The sequence below is a fragment of the Streptomyces sp. NPDC090499 genome (genome assembly GCF_044769305.1).
Lineage (GTDB): Bacteria > Actinomycetota > Actinomycetes > Streptomycetales > Streptomycetaceae > Streptomyces.
Genome location: NZ_JBIVXP010000004.1, coordinates 177,197 through 194,990, shown reverse-complemented (window position 1 = coordinate 194,990; position 17,794 = coordinate 177,197). Strand labels below are relative to the sequence as shown.

The following is a 17,794-nucleotide window of genomic DNA, read 5'->3' as shown; positions in this document are numbered from 1 at the left end:
CCCCGTCGTGACGTAACGAAGGGCGATGTTTCACGTGAAACATCGCCCCTCTTCACTCTTCACTGCGGGGTCGCGGGATCCGGCTGTGGCCGGCGGCGGTGCTCGAAGCGGGTCATGGCCGCAGTAACCGCCGCGTAGACGAGGGCGACCGTGATGACGAGGGTCGCGGAGCGGCCGTCCGGCGGAAGCATCAGCGCGGCTACCGCGGCTGCGCCGACAAAGGCGACGTTGAAGAGCACGTCGTAGACGGAGAAGATTCGACCGCGGAAGCCGTCCTCCACGGACGACTGGACGAGGGTGTCCGTGGCGATCTTCGCGCCCTGGGTGATGAGCCCCAGGACGAAGGCGGCGACGAGCATGGGGACGGTCGTGAACGGGAGGCCCAGTGCGGGCTCCAGCACGGCGGCCGACGCGGCGCACACGACGATCCAGCGGCCGGGGCCGAGCCGCCCCGCGGCCCATGGCGTCACCACGGCGGCGGCGAAGAAGCCCGCGCCGGAGATGCCCAGGGCCAGTCCCAGCAATCCGAGTCCGTCGTCCGGGTCGGAGGAGAGGGCGTACCGGCAGAGCATCAGCACCAGGACGAGCAGCGCGCCGTAGCAGAAGCGCATCGCCGTCATGCTGACCAGTGCCCAGACCGCCTCGCGGCGGCGTGGTGCGGCGAGATGCCGAATCGCCTCCAGCAGGTCGCGTGCCGTGGTGATCACGGCCGTGCCCAGGCTCGGCTGGGTCGGATGCCGGTCCGGGCCGAGGAGGTCGGGGGCCATGGCCAGGGAGGCGAGCGCCGCGCCCAGGTACAGCGTGGCGCCCAGCATCACCACCGCGGCATCGGAATCAGAGGCCACCAGCCGTACGGCGAAGGCGAGGCCGCCGCCGGCGGTCGCGGCCAGGGTGCCGGCGGTCGGGGAGAGGGAGTTCGCGAGCACGAGCCGGTCGGTGTCGACCACCCGCGGCAGCGCGGCGGACAGACCGGAGAGGACGAAGCGGTTGACGGCCGTGACGCACAGGGCGGAGGCGTAGAAGAGCCAGTCCGGGACGTGGCTGACCATGAGGACGGCGGTGGCCGCGGCCAGCAGGGCGCGCAGCAGATTGCCGTAGAGGAAGATCTGACGGCGGCGCCAGCGGTCCAGCAGGACGCCGGCGAAGGGGCCCACGAGGGAGTACGGGAGGAGCAGGACGGCCATGGCCGAGGCGATCGCGGCCGGCGAGGTCTGCTTCTCCGGGGAGAAGACGACGTAGGCGGCGAGGGCGACCTGGTAGACGCCGTCGGCCCCCTGGGAGAGCAGGCGTATGACGAGGAGACGGCGGAAGTTCCGCAGGCGCAGCAGGACACGCAGGTCGCGGACGACGGGCATGGGGCACAGCCTCACATATGGGGCCGAGCACAGGAGAAGGGTCCCCGGATCGGATGACCCGGGGACCCTTCTGAGCCCTGGCAGGAGCGTTTTTTGCGAGCTTGAGCTGTGGAGCTTCAGCGCCCGGCGGTGTGCCGGGTCAGCGCTCGACGTCGCCGCGGATGAACTTCTCGACGTTCTCGCGGGCCTCGTCGTCGAAGTACTGGACCGGCGGGGACTTCATGAAGTAGCTGGACGCGGAGAGGATCGGGCCGCCGATGCCGCGGTCCTTGGCGATCTTCGCGGCGCGCAGGGCGTCGATGATGACACCGGCGGAGTTCGGGGAGTCCCAGACCTCGAGCTTGTACTCGAGGTTCAGCGGGACGTCACCGAAGGCGCGGCCCTCCAGGCGGACGTACGCCCACTTGCGGTCGTCGAGCCAGGCGACGTAGTCGGACGGGCCGATGTGCACGTTCTTCTCGCCGAGGTCCCGGTCGGGGATCTGGGAGGTGACGGCCTGCGTCTTGGAGATCTTCTTGGACTCCAGGCGCTCGCGCTCGAGCATGTTCTTGAAGTCCATGTTGCCGCCGACGTTCAGCTGCATCGTGCGGTCCAGGATGACGCCCCGGTCCTCGAACAGCTTCGCCATGACGCGGTGCGTGATGGTCGCGCCGACCTGCGACTTGATGTCGTCACCGACGATCGGCACACCGGCCTCGGTGAACTTGTCCGCCCACTCCTTGGTGCCGGCGATGAAGACCGGGAGGGCGTTGACGAAGGCGACCTTGGCGTCGATGGCGCACTGGGCATAGAACTTCGCCGCGGCCTCGGAACCGACGGGCAGGTAGCAGACGAGGACGTCGACCTGCTTGTCCTTGAGGATCTGGACGACATCGACCGGCTCGGCCTCGGACTCCTCGATGGTCTGGCGGTAGTACTTGCCGAGACCGTCGAGGGTGTGGCCGCGCTGGACGGTGACACCGGTGTTGGGCACGTCGCAGATCTTGATGGTGTTGTTCTCGGAGGCGCCGATGGCGTCCGCCAGGTCGAGGCCGACCTTCTTGGCGTCCACGTCGAACGCGGCGACGAACTCCACGTCCTTGACGTGGTAGTCGCCGAACTGCACGTGCATCAGGCCGGGGACCTTGGACGCCGGGTCGGCGTCCTTGTAGTACTCGACGCCCTGCACCAGCGATGCGGCGCAGTTGCCCACGCCGACGATGGCTACGCGAACCGAACCCATTCCGGTTGCTCCCTGTGTGTACGAGTGAGGCCCTGAACGGGTCTCACGTGGCGGTGTCGTCGGACGCATCCGGCCCGAGGGAACCCCCGGGCCGGGGCAGGGCGCCCGGCGCTCCATTGGTGGTGTTCTGCTGAGCGGACCCCCCGGAGGCGGAACCCTTGAGGTCCCGCCCGGCCCGCTCGCTCTCGATGAGCTCGTTCAGCCAGCGCACTTCGCGCTCCACGGACTCCATTCCGTGGCGCTGGAGCTCAAGCGTGTAGTCGTCGAGGCGCTCCCGGGTCCGCGCCAGCGAGGCGCGCATCTTCTCCAGGCGCTCCTCCAGCCGGCTGCGGCGGCCCTCCAGCACGCGCATGCGCACATCGCGGGAGGTCTGCCCGAAGAAGGCGAACCGTGCCGCGAAGTGCTCGTCCTCGTACGCGTCGGGGCCGGTCTGGGACAGGAGCTCCTCGAAGTGCTCCTTACCTTCGGCCGTCAACCGGTAGACGATCTTGGCGCGGCGGCCGGCGAGCGGTGCGGCGAGAGCATCCTCGGCGGTACTCCCCGGTTCCTCGATCAACCAGCCGTTGGCGACCAGCGTCTTGAGGCAGGGGTAGAGCGTTCCGTAGCTGAACGCACGGAACACGCCGAGTGATGTGTTGAGCCGTTTCCGCAGCTCATAGCCGTGCATCGGGGACTCGCGGAGCAGGCCGAGGACGGCGAACTCAAGGATGCCGGAGCGCCGGCTCATGGTCGCCTCCTCTCGTCCGCGGCTCGCTTATCTCGCTCTGATGTATCGACTCGATACATCACGACGATAGATCGGCTTTCCCTGTGCGACAAGGGGAACGACGGTGAACGGGATCACATCACCGATTCGTTGGAGGCAACTTGCCTGATTTGGGGTGAACTTCGGGGCTCGGCGGGTTTTGGTGGTGCGTAGTCTGTGCGGCATGCACACCACCGGGAACCATGAGACGCCTGGGGGGCGTCCACGTCCTCGGTGCCGTACGGGTGAATGCAGGACCGACCACATCCGTATTTCGGGGGGACCGGAAATCAGCCGCCGTTCCAGGCGCCCACGGGTGCGCCTGCCCGAGGAGTAATCGTTCGATGAGCGAGCACCGTCGCAAACCGCCGCCGCCGCAGGGAGGCGGACGTGCCGCGGCCCGACGCGGCCAGTCCGGACCGTCCTCCGGCCGCCGTGCGGCACCGCGAGGCGCCACCGGGTCTCCTTCCGACTCCTATGGGTCCAGTTCCTATGGGTCGGACTCGGGACCGGGAGGTGAGGAGCGCCTGTACGGCAGCCGTGCCGAGGCACGCCGGGCGGCGCAGAGAAGCACGGGAAACAGTCGCCGCAGAGGGCCCGACAACGAAGGCCGTGGTCCGGGTGGTCCCGCCGGGCCAGGGCGTGGCAGAGGACGGGCGTCGACGGCGCCCGGCAAGAAGCGCCTGATCGACTACCCCAGGGCGAACAGATTCGGGTGGCGCCGTTGGGTCCCCTCCTGGAAGCTCGTCTCCGGGCTGGGCATCACCTTCTTCGGCAGCCTGGTCGCGCTGGTCGGCGTGAGCTATGCCATGGTGTCCATCCCCAGCGAGAACGACGCCGCCAGGTCGCAGAACAACGTCTACTACTGGTCCAACGGCGACCAGATGGTGGCCACAGGCACGGGCGCGAACCGGCAGAACGTCACGATCGACCAGATCCCCGAGGCCATGCAGAACGCGGTGATCTCGGCGGAGAACAAGAGCTTCTACTCGGACTCGGGCGTCGACCCCATGGGTATCGCCCGCGCTCTGGTCAACATGGCCCGGGGCGGTGAGACGCAGGGTGGTTCGACGATCACCCAGCAGTTCGTCAAGAACACCTACCTCAGCCAGGACCAGACGGTCTCGCGGAAGTTCAAGGAGATGTTCATCTCCATCAAGGTGGGCACCAAGCTCACCAAGCAGCAGATCCTCCAGGGCTACCTGAACACGTCGTACTTCGGCCGTGGTGCCTACGGCATCCAGGCCGCCGCGCAGACCTACTACGGCGTGGACGCGAAGGACCTCCAGCCGAGCCAGTGCGCGGTCCTCGCGGCCCTGCTCAAGGGCGCGACGTACTACGACCCCGCGGGCAACCCGGACATCGATCCCGCGGCGACCAAGGACGCCAACTACAAGCGTTCGCACGAGCGCTGGGCCTGGATCCTCGAAGAGATGCACAAGGACCAGCACCTCACCGACGCCGAGTATCAGACGGCCATCAAGAAGTACCCGTTGCCCCAGGGCCGCAAGGCGATCAAGGGCATGACCGGGCAGATCAGCTACCTCGCCGACACGGCCAAGAAGTACGTCCTCGCGCACTCCAACATCACGGAGACGCAGTTCGACCAGGGCGGCTTCCAGATCTACACGACCTTCCAGAAGGACAAGGTCAACGCGCTGAGCGCGGCCGTGCAGAAGGTCCAGAAGGCGCGTCTGGACCCGAAGAACCGTGACAAGGACAAGTACGTCCAGTTCGGTGCCGCGTCGGTGGTGCCCAACGACGGCGCGATCGTCGCGCTGTACGGCGGCGCCGGCTACGAGAACAACCACTTCACCAACAACGCCGACACCTCCGGTGTCCCCGTCGGTTCGACGTGGAAGCCGTTCGTGCTGGCGGCGGCAATGGAGTACGGGACGTACAAGACCGACGGGGTCGGGGTGTCGCCGCTGAGCAAGTACAACGGCGACGACAACCTCAAGGTGCGCAGGCCGGACGGTTCGTTCTACCTGAACAAGGACAACTCGATCTTCCGGCAGCGGAACGAGAGCGCGTACCCCTGGGGCTACATCACCTTGCGCAAGGCGATGGAGCAGTCGATCAACACGCCGTTCGTGCAACTCGGTGTGGACGTCGGTATGACCAAGGTGCGGGACGTGGCGCAGGCCTCCGGAATCCTGCCCGACAGCATGTCGCAGGACCTGAACCCGTCGTTCGCCATCGGTACGTCCACCCCGAGCGCGATCCGCATGGCCGACGCCTACGCGACCTTCGCGGCCTCCGGCGAGCACGTGGACCCGTACTCGGTGACCGCGGTCAAGCAGGACGGGCAGCCGTTGACCGGCTTCGGCAAGCCGAAGACGAGCAGGGCCATGGACGAGAACATCGCGAACAACGTCACGGACGTCCTGCAGAACGTCATCCAGAACGGTACGGGTACCAACGCCAAGGCCCTGGGCCGTACGGCGGCGGGCAAGACCGGTACCACCGACAGCAACAAGTCGGCCTGGTTCGTCGGCTACACCAAGCAGCTGTCGACCTCGGTGGCGATGTTCCGTGAGAACCCGAAGGACGCCGAGCTGCTCTCCATGAACGGCACCGCCGGCGTGGCGTCCATCCACGGTGGTGACATCCCGACCTCGGTGTGGACCGAGTACATGAAGGCCGCGCTGGAGGGCAAGAACGACCTGGGCTTCCCCGAGGCGACCAAGATCGGTCAGGTCGCCGACGAGGCCGGGGCTCCTTCCCCGACGCCGACTCCCAGCATCACGCCGAGCGAGACGCCCAGCGAGACGCCGAGTGCCACTCCGAGCGAGACGTTCACCTCCCCGTCGCCCACGGTGACGGAGACCTGCCGGTTCGCCTGGAACTGCTCGACCGACGGCGGCGACACCGGCGGCAGCACGTCCGGTACGACCTCCTCGCCGACGGCTACGGAGACGACCGGCGAAGGCGACACGAGAGGCAATGCCAACGGCGGAGGGAACCTCTTCGGCGGATCAACCGGCTAGCCGCGCGGTCTGACCGGCTGGTGACCATTTCGCCCGCCGAAGTCTGTTTCACGTGAAACATGGGCCGCCGCACCCGGTGAGGTGCGGCGGCCCTCGGCGTATTCCTAGAGAGGTGCGGCAGGATGGGCCCCATGCCCAGTGCAGAGACGACGCCCGCGGGCGTGCGCGAGCCGGAGCCGGTGCGGCCGACCAGGGACGACGAGGTCGCCGCAGCCGGAAGTGAGCTGATCGGCGGCCCCATCGGGCGACGTGCCCTGCTCGGCACGTCCTGGTGGACGCCGCTACGGGTGGTCGTCATCGTGGCGGTCGGGATGTTCGCCCTCGGCATGGTGCAGAAGTTGCCCTGCTACGACAGCGGCTGGTTCTTCGGCGCGAGTTCCCAGTACACCCACGCCTGCTACTCGGACATTCCGCACCTCTACCAGGGGCGCGGTTTCGCCGACGGTCTGGTGCCGTACTTCGACAAGCTCCCGGGCGACATGGACTACCTCGAATACCCGGTGCTGACCGGTGTCTTCATGGAGGTGGCCGCATGGCTCACGCCCGGCAGCGGCAGCATCATGCTCCAGGAGCAGGTGTACTGGTTCGTCAACGCCGGGATGCTGATGCTGTGCGCCGCGGTCATCGCGGTGTGCGTGGTCCGTACGCACCGCCGGCGCCCCTGGGACGGCCTGCTGGTCGCCCTGGCGCCTGCCTTCGCTCTGACCGCCACCATCAACTGGGACCTCCTGGCGGTCGCCCTGACGGCCGCGGCGATGCTGATGTGGTCCCGGAGCCGTCCCCTCGCCTTCGGTGTCCTCCTGGGGCTGGCTACGGCCGCCAAGCTGTACCCCGTCTTCCTGCTGGGGCCGCTGTTCCTGCTGTGCTGGCGCGCGGGCAAATGGCGGGAGTTCTTCGTCGCCACGGGCGGTGCGGTGGTCGCCTGGCTCGTCGTGAACCTGCCGGTGATGGTCTTCGCCTTCGACGGCTGGTCGAAGTTCTACACGTTCAGCCAGGAGCGGGGCGTCGACTTCGGTTCCTTCTGGCTGATCTGGGCGCAGAACACGACCACCCCGCCGAGCACCGACTTCGTGAACACCGCGGCCACGGTCCTGGTGCTGCTCTGCTTCCTGGGTATCGCTGCCCTGGCCCTCACCGCCCCGCGGCGGCCGCGCTTCGCCCAGCTGGCCTTCCTGGTGGTGGCGGCCTTCATCCTCACCAACAAGGTCTACTCCCCGCAGTACGTGCTGTGGCTGGTGCCGCTGGCCGTCCTCGCCCGGCCCAAGTGGCGGGACTTCCTGATCTGGCAGGCGTGCGAGGTGGCGTACTTCCTGGGGATCTGGATGTACCTCGCGTACACGACCAGCGGAGACGCCCATAAGGGTCTGCCGACCGACGGCTACCACTGGGCCATCGCCGTGCACCTGCTGGGCACGCTCTACCTGTGCGGCATGGTCGTGCGCGACATCCTCATGCCCGAGCGGGACGTCGTGCGCCGCGGCGGGGAGGACGATCCCTCCGGCGGGGTGCTGGACGATGCGGAGGACGTCTTCGTGCTCGGCGCAGCGGCCCGTCCCCCGCGCCACGCGGCCCACTTCGAGGGGCCGCAGGTGGAATGGGGAAGTCGATCCTCCGAGGATGGTTCGCTCTGAGCGAACACCTCAGGTCCTGAACGGAAATGGGCCGCACACGGAGTCCGTGTGCGGCCCTTTGCGTGTCCTGGCGCCTGTCCTGTGGACGGTCAGGTGGTGTGCTTCCTCGTCCTGTGGACGTTCAGCGGTCCACGATCCGGTCGAACTGGGTCGTGGTGTGCCGCAGATGGGCCACCAGTTCCTCGCCCACCTTGGGCTCCGGGGCGTCTGTGGGCACGAAGAGGATCGATACCTGCATGTGCGGCGGCTCCGCGAACCAGCGCTGCTTGCCGCCCCAGACGAACGGAGAAAGGTTCCGGTTCACCGTGGCCAGGCCGGCCCGTGCGACGCCCTTGGCGCGCGGCATGACGCCGTGCAGGGCCTTCGGGGCCTCCAGGCCCACTCCGTGCGACGTACCGCCCGCCACGACCACCAGATAGCCGTCGGAGGCCGCCTTCTGCTGCCGGTAGCCGAACCGGTCGCCCTTGGCGACGCGGGTGACGTCCAGGACCGCCCCGCGGTACTCGGTGGCGTCATGGTCCCCCAGCCACAGCCGGGTGCCGATCCGGGCCCGGAACCGGGTCTGCGGGAACTGCTGCTGCAGCCGGGCGAGTTCGTCGGCCTTGAGGTGGCTGACGAACATCGTGTGCAGCGGCAGCCGGGCCGCGCGCAGCCGGTCCATCCAGCCGATGACCTCCTCGACGGCGTCCGAGCCGTCGGTGCGGTCCAGGGGCAGGTGGATGGCGAAGCCCTCCAGCCGGACGTTCTCTATGGCCGAGTGCAGCTGCGGCAGATCCTGCTCGCTGATGCCGTGCCGCTTCATCGTGGACATCACCTCGATGACCACGCGGGCACCCACCAGGCCGTACACGCCGTCGATGGACGACACCGAGCGGATGACCCGGTCGGGCAGCGGCACGGGCTCCTCGCCCCGCCGGTACGGGGTCAGTACCAGCAGGTCGCCGCCGAACCAGTCCTTTATGCGCGCGGCCTCGTACGTCGTGCCGACGGCGAGGATGTCCGAGCCGAGCCGCGTGGCCTCCTCCGCCAGCCGCTCGTGCCCGAAGCCGTAGCCGTTGCCCTTGCAGACCGGGACCAGACCCGGGAACTGCTCCTGCACGTGCTTGTGGTGCGCCCGCCAGCGCGCGGTGTCGACGTAGAGCGTGAGCGCCATGGCCGGACCTGGAACCTTCCTGAGTGGCTGGCGACTGCCAGAGAACTGCGGTGTGTCAGGGCTATAGAAGCACGGAGCGTGACGTCAGCGGCGCGACATGTAGATGTCGAGCGCCTTGTGGAGCAGCTTGTTCAGCGGGAAGTCCCACTCGCCGAGATACTCCGCGGCCTGGCCGCCGGTGCCCACCTTGAACTGGATCAGGCCGAAGAGGTGGTCCGTCTCGTCCAGCGAGTCGGAGATGCCGCGCAGGTCGTAGACGGTGGCGCCGAGCGCGTAGGCGTCGCGCAGCATCCGCCACTGCATGGCGTTCGACGGCCGCACCTCACGGCCGATGTTGTCGGAGGCGCCGTAGGAGTACCAGACGTGCCCGCCGACGATCAGCATCGTCGCCGCGGACAGGTTCACCCCGTTGTGCCGGGCGAAGTACAGCCGCATCCGGTTGGGGTCCTCGGTGTTGAGGGCCGTCCACATGCGCTGGAAGTACGACAGCGGGCGCGGCCGGAAGTGGTCGCGCACGGCCGTGATCTCGTACAGTCGCTGCCACTCCGCCAGGTCCTGGTAGCCGCCCTGGACGACCTCGACGCCGGCCTTCTCGGCCTTCTTGATGTTGCGTCGCCACAGCTGGTTGAAGTTCTTGTGGACGTCTTCCAGGGAGCGGTTCGCCAGCGGCACCTGGTAGACGTAGCGCGGCTGGACGTCGCCGAAGCCGGCGCCGCCGTCCTCGCCCTGCTGCCAGCCCATCCGGCGCAGCTTGTCGGCCACTTCGAAGGCGCGCGGCTCGATGAAGTCGGCCTCGATGTCGCGCAGCCGCTTCACGTCGGGGTTCTGGATGCCGGCCTTGATGGAGTTGGCCTCCCAGCGCCGGATGATCACCGGCGGGCCCATCTTCACCGAGAACGCGCCCTGCTGCTTGAGGTGGGCCAGCATCGGCTGGAGCCACTCGTCGAGATTCGGCGCGAACCAGTTGATGACCGGGCCCTCGGGGAGGTAGGCGAGGTAGCGCTTGATCTTGGGCAGCTGGCGGTACAGCACCAGGCCTGCGCCGACCATCTCGCCGGTGCGCTCGTCGAACCAGCCGAGGCTCTCCGAACGCCACTCCGCCTTGACATCGGCCCAGGCCGGGACCTGCATGTGGCTAGCCGCCGGCAGGCTCTGGATGTACGCCAGATGCTGTTCGCGGCTGATGGTCCTCAGGGTCAGGCTCATGTAGGGGCGCTCCTCGGGCTGGTGTGTCCCCATGGGTACAGGGGCTCCGGCTCTCGCGCCGAAGCCTACTGCGCCTCGCCCGCGGCCCGACTGGCCGTACGGCACCTACGCCCCGGCTGCTGCCCGGCCGGGGCGTTCGACGGTTGTGCGAGGTGCCGGCTCAGCCGAACAGGCCGCCGTGCGCCATGCCGATGAAGAAGCCGATGCCCGAGGCACCGAGACCCAGGATCAGGCCGAAACGCTCGCGTGTGGTGATCGAGACCCACTGCCCGTACAGACCGACGAGGAGGCCGATCAGGCCGGTCCAGGAGCTGAGCAGGTGCAGGCTGTGGAAGAACGACGTGATGAAGGCGATCAGCCCGAGCGCCAGCGTCACTGCCATCAGCGAGTCCTGGAGCGGATGGGTCTTGCCGTCGGTGGCGAACAGGGATCCGGCGGTGTTGGGTCGCAATGCCTGTGCCATGGGGCACCTCCTGCGGAAGGTGGCGCATCGTAGCGCCGTTCACACCCGATGTGTACAGATTGTGGGCCCTGGCCGCCGGATTTCAACCGGAAGCGGGTGTGCGGGTAGTCTGTAGCGTCTGCGGCGGTGTCTGCCCATGCCCTGCCCGGGATCCCAGCGGGACCCCCGGATGTCAGTGGCTGCAGCTACCGTTGCGTACGCATCACAACCCTCCTGCCACGGAACGACCGTGGCCGCTGAGTCCAAAGGAGGTGGGTTCCACATGCGTCACTACGAGGTGATGGTCATCCTCGACCCCGATCTGGAGGAGCGCGCTGTCGCCCCCCTGATCGAGAACTTCCTCTCCGTCGTCCGTGAGGGCAACGGAAAGGTCGAGAAGGTCGACACCTGGGGCCGTCGTCGTCTCTCGTACGAGATCAAGAAGAAGCCCGAGGGCATCTACTCGGTCATCGACCTGCAGGCCGAGCCTGTGGTCGTCAAGGAGCTCGACCGCCAGATGAACCTGAACGAGTCGGTCCTCCGGACCAAGGTCCTCCGCCCCGAGACCCACTGAGCTTTCCGCTCAGCCGATCTCGGGATTTCGAGTAGCAGCACAAGCAGCCAGCAGCAAACCCGCCGAGAGGTTCCCCCATGGCAGGCGAGACCGTCATCACGGTCGTCGGCAATCTTGTCGATGACCCCGAGCTGCGCTTCACCCCCTCCGGTGCGGCGGTCGCGAAGTTCCGTGTCGCGTCCACCCCCCGCACCTTCGACCGGCAGACCAACGAGTGGAAGGACGGCGAGAGCCTGTTCCTGACCTGCTCGGTCTGGCGTCAGGCGGCGGAGAACGTCGCGGAGTCGCTCCAGCGAGGCATGCGCGTCATCGTGCAGGGCCGGCTGAAGCAGCGGTCCTACGAGGACCGTGAGGGTGTCAAGCGCACGGTCTACGAGCTGGACGTCGAGGAAGTCGGCGCCAGCCTGCGGAGTGCCACGGCCAAGGTCACCAAGACCGCCGGTGGTGGCGGCCGCAGTGGCCAGGGCGGTTACGGCGGCGGTGGCGGCCAGGGTCAGGGTGGCGGCGGCTGGGGCGGTGGCTCCGGCGGCGGCAACCAGGGCGGCGCCCCCAACGACGACCCCTGGGCTTCCGGCGCTCCCGCCGGTGGCGGCAACCAGAGCGGTGGCGGCGGCTGGGGCGGCAACTCCGGCTCCGGCGGCGGTGGCGGCTACTCGGACGAGCCCCCTTTCTAGAGGGCTCGCATCCCCACTTCTTGATCACACAGGAGAAACACCATGGCGAAGCCGCCTGTGCGCAAGCCTAAGAAGAAGGTCTGCGCTTTCTGCAAGGACAAGGTCACGTACGTGGACTACAAGGACACGAACATGCTGCGGAAGTTCATTTCCGACCGCGGCAAGATCCGTGCCCGCCGCGTGACCGGCAACTGCACGCAGCACCAGCGTGACGTCGCCACGGCTGTCAAGAACAGCCGTGAGATGGCGCTGCTGCCCTACACCTCCACCGCGCGCTAAGGGAAGGGTGACCGACTCATGAAGATCATCCTGACCCACGAGGTCTCTGGCCTCGGCGCCGCCGGCGACGTTGTCGACGTCAAGGACGGCTACGCACGCAACTACCTGATCCCGCGGAAGTTCGCGATCCGCTGGACCAAGGGTGGCGAGAAGGACGTCGAGCAGATCCGTCGTGCTCGCAAGATCCACGAGATCCAGACCATCGAGCAGGCCAACCAGGTGAAGGCCCAGCTCGAGGGCGTCAAGGTCCGTCTGGCCGTCCGTGCCGGCGACGCCGGCCGCCTCTTCGGTTCCGTCACCCAGGCCGACATCGCTTCGGCGATCAAGGCTGCCGGTGGCCCCGAGGTCGACAAGCGCCGCATCGAGGTCGGTTCGGCGATCAAGACCCTGGGCGCCCACGAGACCTCCGTGCGTCTGCACCCCGAGGTTGCCGCCAAGGTCAACATCGAGGTCGTCGCGGGCTGACGCTGCGCTCGGCTTGAGCGGTAGCTGAACAGGGGCCGCACCCGTGAAGGGTGCGGCCCCTGTTTTTGGGTCGGCTCTCCGTAGCGGCCGCGGCGTGGAGCCGTGGGTGTTTCACGTGAAACGTGACAGCACGCGATGTTTCACGTGAAACCGTCGGCAGTGCACATCGGTCAGCGCGTCGCGCCGGTCACGAGCCACCGGCCCGAGCGGGCGCGCAGCCAGAGGGTGAGCATCCGTACGGTCATCATCAGCGTCATGGCTCCCCAGAGCGCTGTCAGCCCACCGCCGAGGGCGGGGACGAGCAGCGCCACCGGAGTGAAGACCGCGAGCGTGATGACCATGGCGCCGGCGAGATACGGCCCGTCTCCGGCGCCCATCAGTACGCCGTCGAGGACGAAGACCACGCCGGAGATCGGCTGGGAGAGCGCCACGATGAGCAGTGCGGGCAGCGCGGTGTTCCGCACGGCGGGGTCGCCGGTGAACAACGGGAGGAAGAGCGGCCGGGCGGCGATCACAAGCAGGCCCAGGATCACCCCGGTGGCGATGCCCCACTGCACCATCCGCCGACAGGCCTCGCGTGCGCCGACAGGGTCGTCCGCCCCGAGATAGCGTCCGATGACGGCCTGCCCTGCGATCGCTATCGCGTCCAAGGCGAACGCCAGCAGGCTCCACAGGGACAGCACGATCTGATGGGCGGCGATGTCGGCATCGCCCAGTCGGGCCGCCACAGCGGTCGCGATCATCAGGACGGCTCGCAGCGAGATCGTCCGGACGAGCAGGGGTACGCCGGCCTGTGCCGAGGCCCGTATCCCGGCGGCGTCGGGGCGCAGCGACGCCCCGTGCCTGCGGGCGCCGCGGACAACGACGGCCAGGTAGACCGCCGCCATGCCGCACTGGGCGATGACCGTGCCCCAGGCGGAGCCGGCGATGCCGAGTCCGGCGCCGTAGACGAGTGCCGCGTTGAGCCCGGCGTTGGCGATGAACCCCGCTACAGCGACGTACAGCGGTGTCCGGGTGTCCTGGAGGCCACGCAGGACGCCGGTGGCGGCGAGCACGACCAGCATGGCCGGGATGCCGAGGGAGGAGATCCTCAGGTAGATGGTCGCGTAGGGAGCGGCGGTGGCCGAGGCGCCGAAGACGTCCACGACACCGGGGGCGAAGGGCAGGACGACGGCGATGACTGCGGCGCCGAGCAGCAGTGCCAGCCAGATGCCGTCCATGCCTTGGCGGACGGCCGCCTGGAGATCGCCGGCGCCGACCCGGCGGGCGACGGCGGACGTGGTGGCGTAGGCGAGGAAGACGAAGATGCTCACGGCGGTGGTGAGGAGGGCCGAGGCGATCCCGAGACCGGCTAGTTGTGCGGTGCCGAGATGGCCGACGATCGCGCTGTCGGCCATGACGAAAAGCGGTTCGGCGACGAGCGCGCCGAAGGCCGGGACGGCCAGTGCGATGATCTCTCGGTCGTGCCCCCGTCGGGTGGCCTCGGAGGTCGCGGGAGCCTGTGACATGGGCGCTAATCTAATCGTCCACAGGTAAGTGATGCAAATACCTATTGACCCTTACCTCTGGTTGCGTGGTCCGCGTCGTCGCGCGTTGTTCGAAGCGATCTTGATCCGACTGGGAAAGTTTTTCTTCTGCACAGCCGGTGGATGGGAAAAGAGCAGCTCAGAGCCTGTCGCGGACAGGGATCGAGGGCTTGTTCACAGGGCTGTCCACCGCGTCGTGCACAGGTTTTGGCGGGTTCTCCACAGCATACGGGCGGTCGTCCACATGGCCTGTGGATAACCAGATTGGCTGACGGTGCCCGCGGGCCTAACGTGGTCCGGCACCCGCTCCTTGTCACGGCCTCGGAAACCTCACAAAACCGACGCGTCCAGAACCGGAATGGGGCGTCTCAGTTGTCAGTGCCGTGCCGTACAAAAGAGGACACGGCGAGGTCCGCGGTGCGGACGGGGAGGAGGTGGCTCGGTGAGCATTTCCGAGCCCTTGGACGATCCGTGGGCCGACGCCGGTCCCGGTGATCGTCTGCCCGCCTCCCGCCGGCGGGACGAGGGCGGCCGCGGCCGGGGCGACCGGCACGACCGGGGTCGGGACAGCGGGGACTGGGACGGCGGGGGCGCCACCTTCGAGCGGGTCCCCCCGCAGGACCTGGACGCCGAGCAGTCCGTGCTCGGCGGCATGCTGCTCTCGAAGGACGCCATCGCCGACGTCGTCGAGATCCTCAAGGGCCACGACTTCTACAAGCCCGCGCACGAGACGATCTACCAGGCGATCCTCGACGTCTATGCGAAGGGCGAGCCGGCCGACCCCATCACCATCGCCGCCGAGCTGACCAAGCGCGGTGAGATCAACAAGGTCGGCGGCGCCTCCTATCTGCACACCCTCGTCCAGACGGTGCCGACGGCGGCGAATGCCGAGTACTACGCGGAGATCGTCCACGAGCGGGCGGTACTGCGCCGCCTGGTCGAGGCGGGCACCCGCATCACACAAATGGGATACGCGGCCGACGGCGACATCGACGAGATCGTCAACAGCGCCCAGGCCGAGATCTACGCCGTCACCGAGCAGCGGACCAGCGAGGACTACCTGCCGCTCGGCGACATCATGGAGGGCGCCCTCGACGAGATCGAGGCGATCGGCTCCCGTACTGGCGAGATGACCGGCGTGCCCACCGGCTTCACCGACCTGGACTCGCTCACCAACGGCCTGCACCCCGGCCAGATGATCGTCATCGCCGCGCGTCCCGCCATGGGCAAGTCCACCCTCGCGCTGGACTTCGCGCGGGCCGCGTCGATCAAGCACAACCTGCCCAGCGTCATCTTCTCCCTCGAAATGGGCCGCAACGAGATCGCGATGCGCCTGCTGTCCGCCGAGGCCCGGGTCGCCCTGCACCACATGCGCTCCGGCACGATGACCGACGACGACTGGACCCGGCTGGCCCGCCGGATGCCGGACGTCTCGGCCGCACCGCTCTACATCGACGACTCCCCGAACCTGTCGATGATGGAGATCCGTGCCAAGTGCCGTCGCCTGAAACAGCGCAACGACATCAAGCTCGTGATCATCGACTATCTCCAGCTGATGCAGTCCGGCGGCAAGCGGTCCGAGAGCCGCCAGCAGGAGGTGTCGGACATGTCGCGAAACCTCAAGCTGCTCGCCAAGGAGCTGGAGGTTCCGGTGATCGCGCTCTCACAGCTCAACCGTGGCCCCGAGCAGCGCACGGACAAGAAGCCGATGGTGTCCGACCTGCGTGAGTCCGGCTCCATCGAGCAGGACGCCGACATGGTCATCCTGCTCCACCGCGAGGACGCGTACGAGAAGGAGTCGCCCCGCGCGGGCGAGGCGGACATCATCGTCGGCAAGCACCGAAACGGCCCGACGGCGACGATCACCGTGGCCTTCCAGGGTCACTACTCACGCTTCGTCGACATGGCGCAGACGTGAGTGGGCGGGTAGCGCAGACCTGATCCGAGCCGGGACGGCGCCGACGTGGTCCGTGTCGGCGAAATGGACTCGACGCCGGTCCGCCCACCAGGTGGACTGGGCGCATGACGACATTCCAGGAAGAGCTGCTCCCCGCCACCCGGCGGGCGCTGCTGCATCGGATCGCCGTGGCCCAGTCCGAAGGCCGGGCGCCGTCACTGGTGGCGGCGGTCGTGCGAGGCGGGCGGGCTGTCTGGCACGGGTCGCGGACCTCGGTGGACGGGCATGGGCCGGACGAGAACGTGCAGTACCGGATCGGCTCGATCACCAAGACGTTCACGGCCGTTCTGGTGCTCAGGCTGCGCGACGAAGGGCTGCTCGACCTCGGCGACCCGTTGGAGAAACATCTGCCGGGCACCGGCGCGGGGGAGGCGACCATCGCCGAACTCCTCGCGCACACCGGCGGCTTGGCGGCCGAGTCCCCGGCACCCTGGTGGGAGCGCACCCCGGGCTCACTACGCCCCGAGCTCACCGACGTGCTCGGTGAGCAGCCCCTCCTGCATCCCGTCGGCCGCCGCCACCACTACTCCAACCCTGGCTACACCCTGCTCGGCGCGCTGGTCGAGGAACTTCGCGGTGCCCCCTGGGAGGAGGTACTGCGGCGAGAGGTACTCGAACCACTGGGCCTCGACCGCACAACCGCCCAGCCGCAGGCGCCGCACGCGGGCGGCTGGGCGGTCCACCCCTGGGCCGACGCCCTGCTCCCGGAGCCGCTGGAGGATCTCGGGCGGATGGCGCCGGCCGGGCAGCTCTGGTCGACCACCGGCGACCTGGCCCGTTTCGCGGTGTTCCTGGCGGGCGGGGACGACCGGGTGCTGAGCGTCGAGTCGGTGCGGGAGATGCGCACTCCGGCGGCTCCCGCCGAGTCCGCCGACGTACTGGACGGCGCCACCTACGGTCTTGGGATGCAGATCCAGCGCCGTGACGGGAGGCTGTTGGCCGGGCACTCCGGCTCGCTGCCCGGCTTCCTGGCCAACCTCACGATCTGCGTGGACGACGACGTGGCGGCCGTGGTGCTGGCGAACTGCACCTCCGGCCCACTGGTGTCCGCCACCGGTGCCGACCTCGTCCGTATCGTCGCGGACGCCGAGCCGCGCATCCCCGAGCCATGGCGCCCGCTGACCCAGGTCGCGCCGTCCGTCCTGGAGCTGGCAGGCCCGTGGTACTGGGGCACCCATGCCTTCGTGCTCCGGGTGGCGGCGGACGGGCTTGTCTCACTGGCGCCACTGACCGGCGTCGGCCGCCGAGCCCGTTTCCGTTCCAACGGCGACGGCACCTGGACCGGCCTGGAGGGCTACTACGCCGGAGAGTTGCTACGGCCTGTACGGCGCCCGGACGGCACCGTGAGTCACCTGGACCTCGGTTCGTTCGTGTTCACACGCCAGCCGTACGACGAGACGGCTTCTGTGCCCGGTGGGGTCGACCCCGAGGGGTGGCGGGGGATCGGCTAGCGGACGGGTGGGCGGGGGGGGGGGGTGGCCGGGAAAACACCCCCCCCCCCCCCCCCCCCCCCCCCCGGGGGCCCGCGGGGGGGCGATACACATCGTTTAGCCCCGGTGGGTGGCCGGGTTACCC

15 protein-coding genes are annotated in these 17,794 nt (G+C 68.4%); 8 read left to right on the top strand and 7 right to left on the bottom strand.

All coding sequences use genetic code 11. The features are described 5' to 3' along the window. Positions 1-59 precede the first annotated feature (59 nt). From ACIQVL_RS16580 to ACIQVL_RS16570, 3 genes are all read right to left on the bottom strand, one after another. On the bottom strand, positions 60-1,355 hold the full coding sequence (locus ACIQVL_RS16580; protein ID WP_403475619.1) for an MFS transporter: 1,296 nt from the start codon (positions 1,353-1,355) through the stop codon (positions 60-62). A 139-nt stretch (positions 1,356-1,494) separates the two neighbouring features. Continuing rightward, positions 1,495-2,577, bottom strand: a complete 1,083-nt coding sequence (locus ACIQVL_RS16575) for an inositol-3-phosphate synthase (protein WP_393810801.1) — start codon at positions 2,575-2,577, stop codon at positions 1,495-1,497. A 43-nt stretch (positions 2,578-2,620) separates the two neighbouring features. After that, positions 2,621-3,304 (bottom strand): PadR family transcriptional regulator, encoded by a 684-nt coding sequence (locus tag ACIQVL_RS16570; RefSeq protein WP_403428478.1) that lies wholly within the window; start codon positions 3,302-3,304, stop codon positions 2,621-2,623. Positions 3,305-3,666: 362 nt separating this feature from the next. Here ACIQVL_RS16570 and ACIQVL_RS16565 point away from each other — a divergent pair, with 362 nt between their 5' ends. Together ACIQVL_RS16565 and ACIQVL_RS16560 are read left to right on the top strand one after the other, a co-directional pair. Further along, the gene (locus ACIQVL_RS16565) at positions 3,667-6,312 is read left to right on the top strand and encodes a transglycosylase domain-containing protein (RefSeq protein ID WP_403428476.1); all 2,646 of its coding nucleotides are present in this window, start codon (positions 3,667-3,669) and stop codon (positions 6,310-6,312) included. A 131-nt stretch (positions 6,313-6,443) separates the two neighbouring features. After that, positions 6,444-7,943 carry a glycosyltransferase family 87 protein gene (locus ACIQVL_RS16560; RefSeq protein ID WP_403428474.1) on the top strand — a complete coding sequence of 500 codons (1,500 nt, stop codon included), beginning with the start codon at positions 6,444-6,446 and terminating at the stop codon, positions 7,941-7,943. Between the two features lie 121 nt (positions 7,944-8,064). Here ACIQVL_RS16560 and ACIQVL_RS16555 read toward each other — a convergent pair whose 3' ends face one another. The 3 genes from ACIQVL_RS16555 to ACIQVL_RS16545 form a co-directional block, all read right to left on the bottom strand. Next, positions 8,065-9,096, bottom strand: a complete 1,032-nt coding sequence (locus tag ACIQVL_RS16555; protein WP_362580675.1) for an alanine racemase — start codon at positions 9,094-9,096, stop codon at positions 8,065-8,067. A gap of 84 nt (positions 9,097-9,180) precedes the next feature. Further along, entirely contained in the window at positions 9,181-10,302 is a 1,122-nt protein-coding gene (gene femX, locus ACIQVL_RS16550; RefSeq protein WP_362648248.1) for a peptidoglycan bridge formation glycyltransferase FemX, read from the bottom strand. Positions 10,303-10,462: 160 nt separating this feature from the next. After that, complete coding sequence (locus ACIQVL_RS16545; protein WP_403428469.1) at positions 10,463-10,765, bottom strand: hypothetical protein; 303 nt, start codon at positions 10,763-10,765, stop codon at positions 10,463-10,465. A gap of 262 nt (positions 10,766-11,027) precedes the next feature. Here ACIQVL_RS16545 and rpsF point away from each other — a divergent pair, with 262 nt between their 5' ends. The 4 genes from rpsF to rplI all read left to right on the top strand — a co-directional run bounded on the left by rpsF (position 11,028) and on the right by rplI (position 12,736). Next, on the top strand, positions 11,028-11,318 hold the full coding sequence (gene rpsF / locus ACIQVL_RS16540; RefSeq protein WP_093500872.1) for a 30S ribosomal protein S6: 291 nt from the start codon (positions 11,028-11,030) through the stop codon (positions 11,316-11,318). A gap of 77 nt (positions 11,319-11,395) precedes the next feature. Then, the gene (locus ACIQVL_RS16535; protein WP_403428467.1) at positions 11,396-11,992 is read left to right on the top strand and encodes a single-stranded DNA-binding protein; all 597 of its coding nucleotides are present in this window, start codon (positions 11,396-11,398) and stop codon (positions 11,990-11,992) included. 42 nt (positions 11,993-12,034) lie between these two features. Further along, the gene (gene rpsR, locus ACIQVL_RS16530; protein WP_003949403.1) at positions 12,035-12,271 is read left to right on the top strand and encodes a 30S ribosomal protein S18; all 237 of its coding nucleotides are present in this window, start codon (positions 12,035-12,037) and stop codon (positions 12,269-12,271) included. An 18-nt stretch (positions 12,272-12,289) separates the two neighbouring features. Next, positions 12,290-12,736, top strand: a complete 447-nt coding sequence (rplI, locus tag ACIQVL_RS16525; RefSeq protein ID WP_093500876.1) for a 50S ribosomal protein L9 — start codon at positions 12,290-12,292, stop codon at positions 12,734-12,736. Between the two features lie 170 nt (positions 12,737-12,906). On the opposite strand, the gene ACIQVL_RS16520 is transcribed toward rplI, so the two are convergent. Further along, positions 12,907-14,244, bottom strand: a complete 1,338-nt coding sequence (locus ACIQVL_RS16520; RefSeq protein WP_403428465.1) for an MATE family efflux transporter — start codon at positions 14,242-14,244, stop codon at positions 12,907-12,909. A 460-nt stretch (positions 14,245-14,704) separates the two neighbouring features. Here ACIQVL_RS16520 and dnaB point away from each other — a divergent pair, with 460 nt between their 5' ends. Both dnaB and ACIQVL_RS16510 read left to right on the top strand, forming a co-directional pair. Continuing rightward, positions 14,705-16,180: a replicative DNA helicase gene (gene dnaB, locus ACIQVL_RS16515; RefSeq protein WP_403428463.1), complete on the top strand. Its 1,476-nt coding sequence runs from the start codon at positions 14,705-14,707 to the stop codon at positions 16,178-16,180. 104 nt (positions 16,181-16,284) lie between these two features. After that, positions 16,285-17,670, top strand: a complete 1,386-nt coding sequence (locus ACIQVL_RS16510; protein ID WP_403475618.1) for a serine hydrolase domain-containing protein — start codon at positions 16,285-16,287, stop codon at positions 17,668-17,670. The last annotated feature ends 124 nt before the right edge of the window (positions 17,671-17,794 follow it).